The sequence below is a fragment of the Deltaproteobacteria bacterium HGW-Deltaproteobacteria-4 genome, from assembly GCA_002841765.1.
Taxonomy (GTDB): domain Bacteria; phylum Desulfobacterota; class Desulfuromonadia; order Desulfuromonadales; family UBA2197; genus UBA2197.
In genome coordinates, this window is the sequence record PHAV01000007.1 from 15,906 (window position 1) to 31,059 (window position 15,154).

Below are 15,154 nucleotides of genomic sequence, written 5' to 3' on the forward strand. Positions count from 1 at the left end.
ATGGATCACCCTAAAGAGACATCCAGAATCATCATCACCGTAAAGCCGAGCAGGGTGCCGACGGTCGCCAGATCGGTATTCTTTCCTAATTGCGATTCCGGAATGAGTTCTTCAACGACCACGTAGATCATCGCTCCCGCGGCAAAGGAAAGGGCATAAGGGAGGAGGGGGCGCATCGTCAGCACCGCCGCAGCACCGATGACGGCTGCCGCCGGTTCGACCACACCGGAGAGTTGCCCGTACCAGAAACTTTTGAGTCGACTCATCCCCTCCCGCCGCAGCGGCGCGGCGACTGCAAGTCCTTCCGGGAAGTTCTGGATGCCGATGCCGATCGTTAACGCCAGGGCGGCGGCAAGATTGTGGTCAGGGAGACCGGCGGCGATGGCGCCGATGGCAACTCCGATGGCCAGTCCTTCTGGAATGTTGTGCATGGTAATGGCGAGAACGAGGAGGACGCTGCGCTGCCAGTGGGTCTTCGGCCCTTCGGCTTCGCTGAGAGGGAAGCCGAGGTGGAGATGGGGGATGAGCTTGTCGATGCTCCAGAGGAAAGCGCCGCCGGCCAAAAAGCCGATGGCGGGGGGGAGCCAGGGGATGCCGCCGGCCGCGCGGGTCATCTCGATCGCCGGTGCCAACAGCGACCAATAGGAAGCAGCGATCATCACCCCGGCGGCAAAGCCGAGCATGCCGTCGAGGAGTTTGCGGTTGACGGTACGAAAGAAGAAGACGCAAGCCGCCCCGGCTGCGGTCAGCAGCCAGGTAAAGAGGCCGGCAAAAAGGGCTTGCAGGAGCGTAGGAAGTTCGGCAAAAGTACTAAGCATGGCTGTGCGGCTCCACTAAATGATTGTGATGATGCGCTTCCGGGTCGTGGCGGGGCGGCAGTCTTTGGGCACAGACCGGACAGCTTTGCAGGCGCAGCGGCGCTTCGAGATGGCTGCGTCGCAGGAGCTCGGCATCGTCGAAGATCTCCAGGGTCGGCCGGTCGGCCATGACCTTGCCTTGATGAATAACGATGGTGCGCGTGCAGAGGTCGAGTACCAGGTCGAGATCGTGGGTGGCGATAATCCGGGTATGATGAAAAGACGCCAAAAGCTCAATGAGCCGTCGTCGGGCGGCTGGGTCGAGACCGGTACTCGGCTCATCCATGACGAGAATCTGCGGCTGCATCGACAGGACCGTCGCGATCGCGACGGTCCGTTTCTCGCCGCCGGAGAGGCGATAAGGCGGGCGGTCGGCGAGATGCTCGGCGCCGACGCGCCGGAGGGCGGCAGTGACACGATCTTCGATCTGGTCAGGAGACAGGCCGAGATTCAGGGGGCCAAAAGCGACATCGTCCCGTACGGTCGGCATGAAGAGCTGATCGTCCGGATCCTGAAAGAGCATGCCGACGGTGCGCCGTACCTGTGGGAGGAGCTCTTTGCTCAGGGCGAAATCGCCGATCTGTACAGTGCCGTGTTGCGGAGTGAGGTAACCGTTGAGATGGCGAAGGAGGGTCGACTTCCCGGCACCATTGGCGCCGACAATGGCGACAGATTCGCCATGTTCGATTCGGAAAGAGATTCCCTGCACCGCCGGGGTGCCGTCGGCGTAAGTATAATGCAGGTCTTGAACGGCGACGATATGGTGACTCATTCCATGAACCTTTCGAGCAGCCGTCCGAGGGACTGCGGCAGATGATGGGTCCGGAAGAGGAGAAAGGTACCGGCCCAGCCCCCGACAAAGATAACTTCGCGGCCGCCGATATGCAGCCGCCGGGTCATGCGCACTTCACCATCGAAGCCACGGCAGAGCATTGCCATGTGAATCCGCTGGGCGCGATCCAGGGTGCGCAGCAGCAGTTGGCCGAGAAGACTCCCCAGCACCTTCAGACTCCGCCCGCGCCCGCTAAAGGAGCGCAGGGTCAGTGCCCGGTTCAAGCGGGCGCCTTCATCGATGAGGACAAAGAGATAGCGATACAAAAAGAGGAGTTGCAATACAAAGACCCGGGGTGCCCCGAGCCGTTCAAGGGCGAGGCAGACTCCGGTAAAACTGGTGGTGGCAATAAGAATCAGGGCGGCGCTGACGGTGAGGGTGAAGCGAAGCATGATCGAGGTAAAGGAGAGCCAGCCGCCACTGACCGAAAATCCGTTCAGATATAACTGTGGAGCGGGATCGAAAAAGGGGTTGAAGACTCCGACCAGCAAGGCAAAGGGCGCGGCGATCAGTAATTTTTTCAGGAGATAATCGAACGGAAGATCCGCCACCGCGATGAGGGTGCAGGGGAAGAGGAAGAAGGGGAGGAGGGCACTGACTTCGTACTTGCCGGAGGAGACCACCGTGACAACAAAGAGCAGGGTGGTGACGACTTTAGCCCGGGGGTCGAGACGGTTCAGTAAGTTATCGCGACTGGCAAGCCGGTCGAGGGTGGCGATATCAAAGAAGGCGGATTCGATCTTGGCCATCAGAGTCCCGAGGTGTCCTTAAATGAAGCCCGAATGAGGGAGCGCCGGACAGATCCTTGACGTTTTGTCAATTCGGCAATCGAATAAGACAAATACTTGAAAATCTTTAGCACAGAGGCCCGGCGCGGTCAATATGGCCGCCCCCGGCATTCCCACCGTGTGAATATTTTGCTATAAGGGTTGTGCAGGCAGGTGGTACCGACAGGCGCACTACAGCTGTTATCCGTACACGGAGGCAACATCATGCACATGGCAGACGCTCTCATCTCTCCGGCCGTCGGCGCGACTTTCTGGGTGGCAAGTGCCGCGACTCTCGCCTGTAGCGCCCGGGTTCTCAGGAAGGACAGCGATGAACCCCGTATTCCCCTGATGGGAGTCCTTGCCGCCTTCATCTTTGCGGCACAGATGATCAACTTTACCATCCCCGGCACCGGTTCGAGCGGACATCTCGGCGGCGGGCTGATCCTCGCCATCCTCCTCGGCCCCTGGGCCGGCTTCCTTGCCATGGCCTCAGTCCTCACCGTCCAGGCCCTCTTCTTTGCCGACGGCGGACTTTTGGCCCTCGGCTGCAACATCTTCAATCTCGGCGTGCCGACCTGCTTTATTGCCTATCCTCTCGTCTATCGGCCGCTGATCGGCAGCAATCCCGGTGTCAACCGGATCCTGGCTGTTTCCCTTCTGGCGGCAGTGGTCGGCCTGCAACTTGGCGCATTCGGTGTCGTCCTTGAAACGACCTTTTCAGGGGTGGCCGAACTCCCCTTCAATACCTTTGTCCTCGCCATGCAGCCGATCCACCTCGCTATCGGCATCATCGAAGGACTGGTCACGGCGGCGGTTGTCACCTTTATCTACAAAGCCCGTCCGGACTTTATCCGCGCCAGCGAACTGGAGCAGGCTCCGGCTCTTTCCATCAGGCAGGTCGCTGTCTCCCTGCTGGTCGTCGCCCTCTTCACCGGCGGCTTTGCCAGCTGGTTTGCCTCCGAATATCCCGATGGCCTCGAATGGTCGTTGGCAATCGTCTCGGGAAAAGGAGAGTTAGAATCACCGGAACACGGAATCCACTCCTCCCTTGCTTCTTTACAGGAAAAGACTGCACTTCTCCCCGATTATGATTTTAAGGGAGGGGAGGGGTCAAAATCCGGAACTTCAACTGCCGGCGTTTTCGGCGGATTCCTTACTCTCGCGATCGTCGGCGTTATTGCTTTGGTATTACGCAAGAAAAAACCATAAACAAAGGAGGCGGCAGGAAAAACCTGCTGCCTCCTTTTAGGGCCAACGAACCTGTATGCAGCGCACTTTGTCGATTAATCGGTCTTGTGACAGAAGAGACAACGCATAACGCCGGCGCCGGGTTTGGCGGGATGGGTTTCGGGGAAGGGGATCTGGATACCGTCGTGACACTTGGCACACAGGGCATCCACTTCAATTTTCGGTTTTCCTTCCGCCCGCATCTGGGCAAAGGGGGCATGCGTCGGGTCTTTCGGGAGTTTCCTGGTCTTTTCTTTGCCGGAAATGGCAAAGAAGGTGCCGAAAACAGCAAGAACAACAATAATAAAGAGAGCATCACGTTTTTTTAGACTCATTCAGAACACTCCATTTGGATAATTTGACCTTCACTCTTCCTTGATAAAGACAAGGTAGATCATCAAGGCGACGATCAAAAACCCACCGCCGACAAAGAAGATCATACTATTGCTTTGCAGCCCCTCACTCACTTCTGTCCCCTGCCGCGTCGTATAATCGACCAGCCAGGCCAAACCGGTCATGCCAATAATCGTTGCCAGCAGAACGCGCCATTTGAAGACCAGGCAGCAGATCGCCAATGCGGTCATGGCCCCGAGGAACCAGGGGTTATGGATATATTCGGCAAGTTGCATCTCACCAAGGAACTCGATAATGTAGTCATTGTCGAGTTTCTTGAGCTGCCCCAGAAGGGAATCGACGGATACAGCCATATCTTTTACCCCTTTTTAAAAAGATGATTTATTTTAGCATAGCTCCTGTCCCTGATTGTTTTTTTTTTTTACGATTGCTGTCCTCCTCTCCTCGCGGCCGTAGCGATGCTTGTCTCGGGTGTTCTTCTTGACTTGCATAAAGATGTTCGCTAGGGTACTCACCTCTTTTTCCCTGCCACGTCTGGTGCAGCAGGGGCACAAAAACAGGGGCGATTCACGACCCCGGTTCATTTCTCAGAAGGATGAGTGGTCTTCACGTGGCAGACAGAGCGATTGGCATTTTTGATTCAGGGGTCGGGGGGCTGACCGTTTATCGGGAGATTGCCCGGCAACTGGCCCTCGAAGAATATCTCTACCTCGGCGATACCGGCCGCGTCCCCTACGGAACGAAAAGCCCGAGTACGGTGTTGCGCTATGCACAGGAAGCTGCGACCTTTCTTGTCAGTCATCGCGTCAAGATGATTGTTGTTGCCTGCAATACCGCTTCGGCTGTGGCCGTGGCTGATCTCGAAGAACGTTTTCGTCTGCCGGTCATCGGTGTCATCGAACCGGGGGCGCGCAAAGCGGTCGCCGTCACCAGGAAACGACGGGTCGGCGTCATCGGCACGGAAGGGACGATCAAGAGCGGAGCTTATACGCGGGCGATTCATGCCATCGATCCACAGATCGAAGTCGTCTCCGCCGCCTGCCCGCTCTTTGTCCCTCTGGTTGAAGAGGGCTGGTCCGGACATCCGGTGACCCGTCTCATCGCCGAGGAGTATCTTGCCCCGTTGCTGCGGCACGATATCGACACCCTGGTCCTCGGTTGCACCCACTATCCGCTGCTGAAACCGACCTTGCGCACCCTCCTCGGCGATGACGTGACCCTGGTCGATTCTGCTGCCGAAACGGCCATGAGTGTCCGCGAAGTTCTGCATCGCGATGGTCTGTTACGGCAGTCTCCGCCGGCGCCGCCCCGTTTTTTTGTCACCGACCTCCCGACCCGTTTCGAGCTGGTCGGCGGGAGTTTTCTTGGCGACCTGCTCTCCAATGTACAACAGGTAGAGATCGATTAATCGATCGGATTGGTCGCCATGGCTTCACCTGATTCCTCTGTGCCGAAATGGTCCCGTCGCCCTCCGCAAACTGTCGCAAAGAGTTTGAAGGGGTGGCACCTGGCCCTTGTTGCCTTCTGCGCCTTCGCCCTCGGTTTTGCTGTTTACCGCCTGTGGCTTCAGCCCCCTGTGCCGCCGATTAACATCATGTCGCCGGTCCTCTCTGCTCCGGCAACCGAAGAACCCGGGCGAACAGTCAGTCTCTTTTATCTCCTCGCCGACGGCAGCGGCCTCTCCGGCATTCTTCAGAAGCGACCTGCCTGTCGGGATGAAGCGGTCTGTCTGGAGGATCTCCTCCTCGCTTTGAGTGAGAATCCCGGCGCAGGGCTCTTTCCTGTCCTGCGTTTGCCCGACGGTCCTCCTTCGATCTTTATTGAGGGTGCGACCGCCACCATCAATTTCAGTCGTGAAACCATTCAGCACCTTCCCGGCGGCGTGCAGAGTGAGCGCCTCGTTCTTGCCGCCCTTGTCAATACGCTGGCGGTTAACTATCCCCGGGTGCAGCAACTTTCGATCGAGATCGACGGCGTCCCGGCCGAAACACTGAAAGGGCATGTCGATCTGAACGAGCCCTTTGCCGCCGATTTCTCTTTGGTGCGACGCGCCCTGCCGCCAACTTTACCGGTTAAACCCGGCACCTCTTCGGAGCGGAGTCTATAATCATGAACCATTTTCTCCAGGCCATCCAGGAACGGGTCCTGATTCTTGACGGCGCCATGGGCACTCTGCTGCAAGAGCGGGGTTTGCCTCCCGGCGGCTGTCCCGAAGCGATGAATCTGCACGCTCCCGAGGTCGTAGCCGGCATTCATCGCGAATATGCTGAGGCCGGTGCCGACATCCTTGTCAGCAACACCTTTGGCGGCAGCCGCAGCAAGCTGTCCCACTACGGCCTCGAAGAGCAGGTCGTTGCCATCAATGCCCGGGCCGTGGAGATTGCCCGCAGCGCCGCCCGTCCCGGCACCTTTGTCGCCGCCTCCATCGGCCCGACCGGCCGTTTTCTCGAACCGGTCGGTGATGCCGGTTTTGACGAAATGGTGACGATCTTTGCGGAACAGATTCGGGCCGTCGCCGCGGCCGGTGCCGATGTGATCAGCTTTGAAACCTTTCTTGATATCCGCGAACTGCGCGCTGGCATCATCGCCTGCCACGAAGTCTGCACGTTGCCGGTCATCGCCCAGATGACCTTTGACGACGGCGGTCGCAGTGTCCTCGGCACCCCGCCGCAAGCCGCTGCGGTTACCCTTGACGGCTTGCGTGTCGATATTATCGGCTCCAATTGCGGCCTCGGCGTTGAAGGGATTTACGACATTCTCGGGCGGATGCGTACCGTCACGTCACGTCCCCTCATCTCGCAGGCGAATGCCGGTCTTCCGATCCTGTGCAACGGCGTCACCATCTTCCCCGGAACCCCCGACGAGATGGTCGCCTATCACGAGCGGATGATTGCCCTCGGAGTGCGGATTATCGGCGGCTGCTGCGGCACTACTCCCGCCCACATTCGCGCCATGCGCGCCGCCTTGCCCGGCAAAGAGCAGCGCTGGAGTCCGCCGCCGCGTCGTCTTTTCCTTTCGAGTCGGACCGCGGTCGTCGAGATTGGCGACAATGCCCCCTGTGCCCTCATTGGCGAGCGGATCAATCCGACCGGCAAGAAGGGGTATTCGCAGGAGTTGCGCGAAGGGAAGACCGCATATATCCGCCGGGAAGCACAAGAGCAGTGCGCCGCCGGTGCCTCTCTCCTCGATATCAACTGCGGTACGCCGGGGATCGACGAAGCCGCTGCTCTGGAGCGCGCGGTCTTTGCGGTCAGCGGTGTTGCCGCCGCGCCGCTGGTCCTCGACTCCTCGGACCCGCTGGCTCTGGAGCGGGGCCTCAAGGCGGCGGATGGCAAGGTCCTGATCAATTCAGTTTCCGGCGAGAGCAAGAGCCAGGCAGCGATTCTGCCGTTGGCGTACAAGTACGGAGCGGCGATTATCGGCCTGGCTCTCGACGGTGCCGGTATCCCCGAGAGTGCCGAAGACCGCGTCGCGGTGGCACAAGCGATTGTCAACGCTGCAACCGCCGCCGGTCTTCCCCGCGAAGATGTTGTCATCGACTGTCTGACCCTGACCGTCTCGGCCGAACAGAAACGAGCCGCTGAGACCTTGCGTACCCTGCGCCTGGTGCGCGAAGTGCTGCAACTGCCGACAGTCCTCGGGGTGAGTAATATCTCCTTTGGCCTCCCTGCCCGACCGGTTCTCTCCGCCACCTTCTTTGCCATGGCCCTGGAAGCTGGCCTTTGCGCCGCCATTGTCAACCCGAAGGAAGAACGGATGCTCGATGTCTGGCGCGGGGCGATGGTCCTCCTCGGTAAGGATATCCGGGCTGATCGCTACATTGCCGCTTATGCCAATCTGCCGGCAGTTCCCGTTGCTCCCGTCGCTAGCGGCGAACAACCGCTGCGCTCGAAACTGACCAACGCCATCATCAACGGCGACCGGGAAGGGATCGTCCCTCTCGTCGAAGCAGCACTGGCGGCCGGCCTGCTCCCTCTGGAGATCAGTAATGAAGGGCTGCTGCCGGGACTGGAAGAGGTCGGGCGGCGCTTTGGCGATAATCGCATGTTCCTGCCTCAGGTCATGCTTGCGTCGGAGACCATGCAGGCAGCTTTTACCCGCCTCAAGCAGGAGTTGCAGGGCGTCAGCGCTTCGCAGGGAAAGATTTTGATGGCGACCGTGGAAGGGGATATTCACGACATCGGCAAGAATATTGTTTGCACCCTTCTGGAAAATCACGGTTTTGAGGTCATCGATCTCGGCAAGAATGTTTCGGCAGCCAGAATTCTCGCCACGGCTCGTGCCGAAAAAGTCGATGCCGTCGGTCTTTCCGCCCTGATGACGACAACGTTAAACCAGATGGAGAAGACGATCGCGCTGCTCCGCAAGGAAGGGATCAAGGTGCTGACCATGGTCGGCGGCGCCGTCGTCACTCCGGATTATGCCGCGTTGATCGGTGCGGACCTTTACGCCGCCGATGCCCTGGAAGCCGTCGCGAAAATCAAGGAGCTATTCCGCCAAAAGACTGAATAGCTCCTTGTGCCATTTTGGCAAATATGTTAAAACTGTGAAAAATTAAGCATCTCGAAGGATCGAGTATGGTCGTCGGCTTTAACCACAACTTCAGCTATAAAGGCCAGGTCTACCACGTCCAGACCGAGGATAGCGGGGTCAGAAACCCGCACATTATCACCCTCCTTTATCGGGGTGGAACGATTCTTTCCTCAAAAAAGACCTCCTATGCAGATATCATCAAGGTCGACAATCTCGAAGCCGTTGTCGAGGAGTTGATGAAGTCACAGCATCGCGAGATGTTGCGATTGTTGAAAAATGGTGATCTCGACGAGCTCCTCGGCTTGACCCCGCCGGCCCGTAAAGTTGCGGATTCCCTCTCTCCGGTGGCCGTAATGATTGCACCTGCACCGGTCATCCCGCCGCCGCTTGTTGCTGTGACTGCGCCTGTCGTTGCACCGGTTATCCTGTCCCCCCCGCCGCCTGCACCTTCCGTGACCACCACCCCGGCGTCGTTCTCTGCACCGCTGAGCCCGCCGGAAAAAAAACAGCCACCCCCTCCTTCCCCACCGGCGGGACTGAGTCTCGACGAGATCATCCTTTCGTACATGGTCGGCGGGGAAAACAAAAAGTGAATCGTCCCCCTGTCGCCGGCACCAGAATCCAGGAGGTCTGATTGCTATATAAAAGTTTGATCGTCAGGGTTATCCTTCTGAATATCCTGCTGATGGCAGTCGGTATCGGCATCTTTACGTTGATCAATGTCCGGCGGGAGCAGGTTCACCTTATCGAATCGAATCAGGAGACGGCAAATCTTCTCCTTGCCACTATCGAAAAATCGATTTTCACCGCCATGAAGAATGGCGACAGTCCTCAGGTTCAGCAGATTATCGAGCTCGTCGGTAAAGGCGAACGACTCCTCAATTTGCGTATATTCCATCCGGACGGCACAATTCTCAAGTCGGCCAACCCCGAAGAAATCGGCCGTCCCGTCAATCCTGCCGACTACAATCTCTTTAAAGAGGGAAAATCCGAGGGGATATTTCGCGTCAATGGTCACGAATCCCTGACCATTAACCTGCCGATTGTCACCGATGAACGCTGCTATCTTTGCCACGGCGTCGGGCGCCGGGTCGTCGGTGTCCTCAATATGAACTTCGACCTGAAAAAGACGATTCAGCGGCTGCATGAGTCGGCCAATATCTCCTTCTCTTCGATGCTCATCCTTATCGCTATCTTTTCCCTCGGTGTCTCCTTTATTCTCCTCCGTTTTGTCCGCCAGCCGATTCAGGAAATGTCCGAAAAGATGGCAAAGGTTGAAAACGGTGATCTTTCGGTCCGTCTCGACCCGCGTAATCGCGATGAAATCGGCCAACTGATGGGGAGCTTCAACTCCATGGTCGACAAACTTGAACAGACCAAGATCGAACTGGAGAAGTATCACTATCAACAGATGGAACGGGCGGATCGCCTCGCTGCGGTCGGTGAGATGGCGACCGGCATCGCCCACGAAATCAAGAACCCTCTGGCCTGCATCAGTGGCGCTGTCTCGGTTTTAGCAGATGATTATGATATCAACGATCCGCGGCGGGAGATCGTCAGCAAAGTCCTCGAACAGATTAACCGTCTCGACAAGACCGCCACTGACCTCCTCGCTTTTGGCAAACCGGGGACGCCGGAGTTCTCCTATGTCGATATCAACGAACTCCTCAAGAAGACCCTCTTTTTCGTAGCGCAACACCCGGAAGCCCGAAATGTCGAACGGATCTTCGAATTGACCCGGGAATTACCGCCGGTCTGGATCGATATCAAACAAATTCAGCAGGTCTTCTTCAACATCATCATTAATGCCATTCAGGCCATGCCGGAGGGGGGATTACTGACCCTGACGACGGATCGCGTCAAGCAGGGTGATGACGATTTTGTGCGGGTGACCATCCGCGATACCGGCAAGGGGATTGGCGCGGAACTCCTGGCCAAGATCTTTGTCCCCTTCTTCACGACCAAAACGCAGGGTACCGGGCTCGGTCTGCCGATCTGCCGGCAGTTGGTTGAACACAACCATGGCATTATCGAGGTGGATAGTTCTCCCCAGCAAGGAACAACTTTCAGTATCTTGCTCCCAGCTGTCTCTTTATCGGGAGAACCCACAGGAGTAAACAACAGTGAGCCGACATAAGATCCTGGTTGTTGATGACGAACATTTGATTCGCTGGTCTTTGGAGCAAAACCTCAAAAAACAGGGGTACGAAGTCCAGACCGCACCTTCCGGTGAAGACGCTATGCGCCTGTTGCGTGAAGATCCCCCGGAACTCGTCCTCCTTGACGTTCAGCTTCCCGGCATGAACGGACTGCAGGTTCTGGAGAAGATCAAGGAAATTGACGAAGAGATTATTGTGATTATGGTCACCGCCCTCGGCGTCCTTGAGACCGCGGTCAAGGCGATGCGCATGGGCGCTCATGATTATCTCAACAAACCTTTCAATCTTGACGAGATGGCGATCGTCATCAGAAAAGCCCTCGAAACCGGTGCCCTCAAACGCGAGGTCGCACATCTGCGCGGCGAACAGACCAGGAAGTACGGCATTACCAATCTGATCGGCGACAGTCGCCATATGCAGAATGTTCTGGCGATGGTCACCAAGGTGGCGAGGAGCGACGCCAGCACTGTCCTGATTCAGGGAGAGAGCGGTACCGGCAAGGAGTTGATTGCCAAAGCCATTCACTACGAAAGCGCCCGCGCCAACATGCCCTTTATGGCCGTCAACTGCGCGGCCGTCCCCGAGACCCTGCTCGAGAGCGAACTCCTCGGCCATGAAAAGGGCGCTTTTACTGATGCTAAGGCGCAGAAAAAGGGTCTCTTTGAACTCGCCGACGGCGGCACCCTGTTTCTCGACGAAATCGGCGATATGGAACCGGGGATGCAGGCCAAGCTCCTCCGCGTTCTTGAAGATCGCATCGTCCGCCGCGTTGGCGGCAGTCGCGACATTCAGGTCGATGTCCGTATCGTCTCCGCGACCAATAAAGATCTCCTCAAAGCGATGGAAGACAAGAGTTTCCGTCCTGATCTTTATTATCGCTTGCAGGTCATTCCCATCTTCCTCCCCCCCTTGCGGGAGCGCCGTGAGGACATCCTGCCGTTGACCAACCACTTCATCAGCCATTTTAACCGTGAATTCGGCAAATCGGTGAAAGGGGTGTCGAAGATGGCGGAGAAATTCCTCGTCGAATACTCCTGGCCGGGGAATATCCGCGAGCTGAAAAACATTGTCGAGCGGGCGATTATCCTTGAAAGTGAAGAGACCCTCATGTTGGAACATCTACCGCAAGAGATTGTCTCCCGCAGCGGCAGCGGCAGCGGCAGTGGACCGAGCGGCCCCCTCACTCTGCGCCTGCCGCCGGAAGGGATCGATATCGAAGATGTCGAACGGGAGCTGATTCGGCAATCCCTTGAAGTCTCGGAAGGAAACCAGTCGAAGGCGGCCAAAAAATTGAATCTCGGCATCGATGCTTTTCGCTATCGCATGAAAAAATTCGGTTTTTTGCAGTAGACTTGTTGGCGGATCACTCACATTCCACAGGAGGAGCAGCAACATGGAAAAGAAAGTGCACTTTAGCGAACTTGGACTGGCCAATACCCGTGAGATGTTCAAGAATGCCGTGCATGGCGGCTATGCCATCCCAGCTTATAACTTCAACAACCTTGAACAGTTGCAGGCGATTGTCACCGCCTGTGCCGAGACCAGTTCACCAGTGATCATTCAGGTCAGCAAGGGGGCCCGCGAATATGCCAATGCCACCATGCTGCGCTACATGGCGATGGGGGCGGTGCAGATGGCGCGGGAGATGGGTTCCAACATCCCGATCTGTCTCCATCTCGACCACGGTGACTCCTTCGAGATCTGCAAATCGTGCATCGACAGCGGTTTTTCCTCGGTGATGATCGATGGCTCGCACCTTCCTTACAACGAAAACGTTGCCCTGACCCGCCAGGTTGTTGACTATGCTCGGCAATTTGATGTCAGTGTCGAAGGAGAACTCGGTGTCCTCGCCGGTATTGAAGACGAAGTGTCGGCCGAGCACTCGACTTATACTCAACCCGAGGAGGTCGAGGATTTCGTCAAGAAGACCGGCGTCGATTCCCTCGCCATCTCGATCGGCACCAGCCATGGCGCTTACAAATTCAAACTCAAAGAGGGCGAGTCGGTCCCGCCGCTACGCTTCGATATCCTCGCCGAGTGTCAAAAACGTCTCCCCGGCTTCCCGATTGTGTTGCACGGCGCCTCCAGCGTTGTTCAGGAGTATGTGCAGCTGATCAATCAGTACGGCGGCAGGATGGATGGCGCCGTCGGCGTCCCCGAAGAGCAGTTGCGGCAGGCCGCCGCCAGCGCCGTTTGCAAGATTAATATCGATTCCGACGGCCGCCTCGCGGTCACTGCTAAAGTACGGGAATTTCTTGCCAAGAATCCCGGTGAATTCGATCCCCGTAAATATCTCGGCGCCGCCCGCAAAGAGCTGGTGACGTTGATCAAGCATAAAAATCAGGCGGTTTTGGGCAGCGCTGGTAAGGCGTAGGAACGTATTTTCTGCTAAAAAGAAGAAAGCGGGCGGGGCACTCAATGTGCCTCGCCCGCTTTTTGTTCCCGTTCCATTTGACTTTACACAATGCAAGGTGTAATCAATTGTGTAAAGGAGGTGCCCCATGGCAACAAATCTGGCTATTGACGACAACCTGCTCGAAGAAGCCCGCCTCGTCGGCAAACATGCAACCAAGAAGGCGGTGGTGAATGAAGCGCTTGCAGAGTATGTTCAACGCCGCAAGCAAGCCGAAATCATCAACCTGTTTCATAAAGTTGAGTATAATTCCGACTATGACTACAAAGACCAGCGTAAAAAGAGATGAGAGTTCTTGTTGACACATCCGTATGGTCCTTGGCACTACGGCGCAATCAGCCTGCTGATAAACCGGAGGTCACTGAATTAATCGAATTAATCAGAGAAGTGCGTTGTCAGATGATCGGACCAGTGCGCCAGGAACTCCTCTCCGGGATCAAGAACCAGATCCAGTTTCAAAAATTGCGCAATCACTTGCGAGCGTTCCCCGACATGGAAGTAGCAACCCGCGATTACGAGACAGCGGCTGAGTTCTTTAATCTTTGCCGGGGCAAGGGCATTCAAGGATCAAATACTGATTTTCTCATCTGCGCCATAGCTATGCGCCACAAGATTCCCATATTCACCACGGATGAAGATTTTACGTTGTTTCAGCCTCTCCTGCCGATAACACTTCATACCCCCCGTGCCTTAAATACCTGACATCCCCGGCGGTCTGCGGCAAGGCAAGGCGGGCGATTCATGAATCGCCCCTACGGTTTGTGGTGCATCTCTTCGAGAGGCGGAGTCGCGGTGTAGGTCAGGTCGAGGAGCAGCGTTTCTCCGCCCCGTTCCACCGTCAGCTGTCCCTTCTCCCCGATCTTCTTCTGCTTCAAAGCATAAATGAGATCAAACGACTCTGTCAGCTCTTCCCCGTCGAGACGGCGCAACACATCCCCGGTCTGTACTCCTGCCAGCGCCGCAGCCCCATTCGGCAGGATGCCGCTGGCAATCACTTTCCCCTCTTTTTCTGCAAGCATGATCCCGAGTTTGACATCGTCCTTCTTCTCCAGCTCTTCATAGCGGGTAAAAACCAGGTAATCGTATGCCGGCATGGGGAAGTTCGGCAGTTTGACATCCATGTAAGCCTCTTTCTTCTTCGCTTCACTCACCTCCAGCTCTTCATTGCCGATCAGGGTATAAGAGAGGGGGAGTTGCTTGAAAACCCGACGCGGGATGCCGAAACCGTAGCGTACGTGGTTACCGCCGGCGAGGACGAGGAGGTGAATATCGTCCCCTTGCGGTGAAGTCAAGAAGCGGACAATATTCCCGGCCATCGTTTCATCCCACAAGGTCTGCACTCTTTGGAAGCCGTCAAGCGGCTTTCCCTGCATATGGCCACCGAAGATTGCTGCGGTCAGCGCCTGGTGATAGGGATCGCCCGGATCGAGGGTGGTGGGGAGACGGGCCTGTTCCTCGGCCGTCAGTGCGGCAAAGTCCTTGCGCCCTACAGCTTGTACCATTGACTTCTCGGCATTGATACCGATAATCGGGATTCCTGCCTCCCGGCAATAGTTCAGGATATCGCGGTAATAAGCAAAATCCATCTTCCAGCTGCTGTACCAGAGTTTGAGAAAATTCTTTTCATCGAGCGCATTGGCAACCCAGGCGTCGAGAGTATCCTGTTGCGCCGGGGTGAACATCTCCATCGCCACGGCCGTCCGCCCTGGATAGCGTTGTGCCAGTGCCTTGAGGAGATCGAGCTGCACGCGGTGCGAAGCGGGATTGTCATGGGTTTCAGCAACATAGATAATGCGGCTGTCAGTGGCAGCGCTCGCCATCTCCCCGGCGCTGACGAAGTGGCCGGTGCGGAGGTGGAGGATGTCACCAACCTGTGGCTTGGTGGGCGGTGGATAAGGGGCCTGCGGATTACCGAGGAGAGGGGACTGCGGCGCGCAGGCGCCAAGGACGACAACTGTAACCCCGAACAGGAGGATCAAACTAGGACGTATCATCGGCTAACTCCGTTT

At 56.9% G+C, this 15,154-nt stretch carries 16 protein-coding genes; 10 read left to right on the forward strand and 6 right to left on the reverse strand.

Annotated elements, in window-relative coordinates; all coding sequences use genetic code 11:
- Nucleotides 1-5: 5 nt before the first annotated feature.
- Genes CVU69_06040 through cbiQ form a run of 3 tightly spaced genes read right to left on the reverse strand, consistent with a single transcriptional unit; the run spans nt 6 to nt 2,438 of the window.
- Nucleotides 6-818 (reverse strand): ZIP family metal transporter, encoded by an 813-nt coding sequence (locus CVU69_06040; protein PKN12594.1) that lies wholly within the window; start codon nt 816-818, stop codon nt 6-8.
- Nucleotides 811-1,629 carry a cobalt ABC transporter ATP-binding protein gene (locus tag CVU69_06045; protein ID PKN12595.1) on the reverse strand — a complete coding sequence of 273 codons (819 nt, stop codon included), beginning with the start codon at nt 1,627-1,629 and terminating at the stop codon, nt 811-813. The genes CVU69_06040 and CVU69_06045 overlap by 8 nt, the downstream gene beginning before the upstream one ends.
- Nucleotides 1,626-2,438 carry a cobalt ECF transporter T component CbiQ gene (cbiQ, locus tag CVU69_06050; protein PKN12596.1) on the reverse strand — a complete coding sequence of 271 codons (813 nt, stop codon included), beginning with the start codon at nt 2,436-2,438 and terminating at the stop codon, nt 1,626-1,628. The genes CVU69_06045 and cbiQ overlap by 4 nt, the downstream gene beginning before the upstream one ends.
- 243 nt (nt 2,439-2,681) lie before the next feature.
- On the opposite strand from cbiQ, the gene CVU69_06055 reads away from it, so the two are divergent.
- Complete coding sequence (locus CVU69_06055; GenBank protein PKN12597.1) at nt 2,682-3,668, forward strand: cobalamin biosynthesis protein CbiM; 987 nt, start codon at nt 2,682-2,684, stop codon at nt 3,666-3,668.
- A 74-nt stretch (nt 3,669-3,742) separates the two neighbouring features.
- On the opposite strand, the gene CVU69_06060 is transcribed toward CVU69_06055, so the two are convergent.
- Both CVU69_06060 and CVU69_06065 read right to left on the reverse strand, forming a co-directional pair.
- Nucleotides 3,743-4,021: a cytochrome C gene (locus CVU69_06060; protein PKN12598.1), complete on the reverse strand. Its 279-nt coding sequence runs from the start codon at nt 4,019-4,021 to the stop codon at nt 3,743-3,745.
- A 30-nt stretch (nt 4,022-4,051) separates the two neighbouring features.
- Nucleotides 4,052-4,393 (reverse strand): hypothetical protein, encoded by a 342-nt coding sequence (locus tag CVU69_06065; protein ID PKN12599.1) that lies wholly within the window; start codon nt 4,391-4,393, stop codon nt 4,052-4,054.
- Between the two features lie 257 nt (nt 4,394-4,650).
- On the opposite strand from CVU69_06065, the gene CVU69_06070 reads away from it, so the two are divergent.
- The 9 genes from CVU69_06070 to CVU69_06110 all read left to right on the forward strand — a co-directional run bounded on the left by CVU69_06070 (nt 4,651) and on the right by CVU69_06110 (nt 13,847).
- The gene (locus CVU69_06070) at nt 4,651-5,448 is read left to right on the forward strand and encodes a glutamate racemase (protein PKN12600.1); all 798 of its coding nucleotides are present in this window, start codon (nt 4,651-4,653) and stop codon (nt 5,446-5,448) included.
- Nucleotides 5,449-5,466: 18 nt separating this feature from the next.
- A complete protein-coding gene (locus CVU69_06075) occupies nt 5,467-6,147 on the forward strand; it encodes a hypothetical protein (GenBank protein ID PKN12601.1) in 681 nt (226 codons plus the stop codon).
- Nucleotides 6,147-8,552 carry a 5-methyltetrahydrofolate--homocysteine methyltransferase gene (locus tag CVU69_06080; protein ID PKN12602.1) on the forward strand — a complete coding sequence of 802 codons (2,406 nt, stop codon included), beginning with the start codon at nt 6,147-6,149 and terminating at the stop codon, nt 8,550-8,552. Before CVU69_06075 ends, CVU69_06080 begins: the two co-directional genes overlap by 1 nt.
- 65 nt (nt 8,553-8,617) lie before the next feature.
- Nucleotides 8,618-9,166 carry a hypothetical protein gene (locus CVU69_06085; protein ID PKN12603.1) on the forward strand — a complete coding sequence of 183 codons (549 nt, stop codon included), beginning with the start codon at nt 8,618-8,620 and terminating at the stop codon, nt 9,164-9,166.
- A 41-nt stretch (nt 9,167-9,207) separates the two neighbouring features.
- Entirely contained in the window at nt 9,208-10,710 is a 1,503-nt protein-coding gene (locus CVU69_06090) for a histidine kinase (GenBank protein ID PKN12604.1), read from the forward strand.
- A complete protein-coding gene (locus CVU69_06095; protein PKN12605.1) occupies nt 10,697-12,082 on the forward strand; it encodes a DNA-binding response regulator in 1,386 nt (461 codons plus the stop codon). Before CVU69_06090 ends, CVU69_06095 begins: the two co-directional genes overlap by 14 nt.
- Before the next feature lie 43 nt (nt 12,083-12,125).
- Complete coding sequence (gene fba, locus CVU69_06100; protein PKN12606.1) at nt 12,126-13,106, forward strand: fructose-1,6-bisphosphate aldolase, class II; 981 nt, start codon at nt 12,126-12,128, stop codon at nt 13,104-13,106.
- 127 nt (nt 13,107-13,233) lie between these two features.
- On the forward strand, nt 13,234-13,434 hold the full coding sequence (locus tag CVU69_06105; GenBank protein PKN12607.1) for a DUF2191 domain-containing protein: 201 nt from the start codon (nt 13,234-13,236) through the stop codon (nt 13,432-13,434).
- On the forward strand, nt 13,431-13,847 hold the full coding sequence (locus CVU69_06110; protein PKN12608.1) for a PIN domain nuclease: 417 nt from the start codon (nt 13,431-13,433) through the stop codon (nt 13,845-13,847). Before CVU69_06105 ends, CVU69_06110 begins: the two co-directional genes overlap by 4 nt.
- 50 nt (nt 13,848-13,897) lie before the next feature.
- Here CVU69_06110 and CVU69_06115 read toward each other — a convergent pair whose 3' ends face one another.
- Entirely contained in the window at nt 13,898-15,139 is a 1,242-nt protein-coding gene (locus tag CVU69_06115) for a hypothetical protein (protein ID PKN12609.1), read from the reverse strand.
- Between the last annotated feature and the right edge of the window lie 15 nt (nt 15,140-15,154).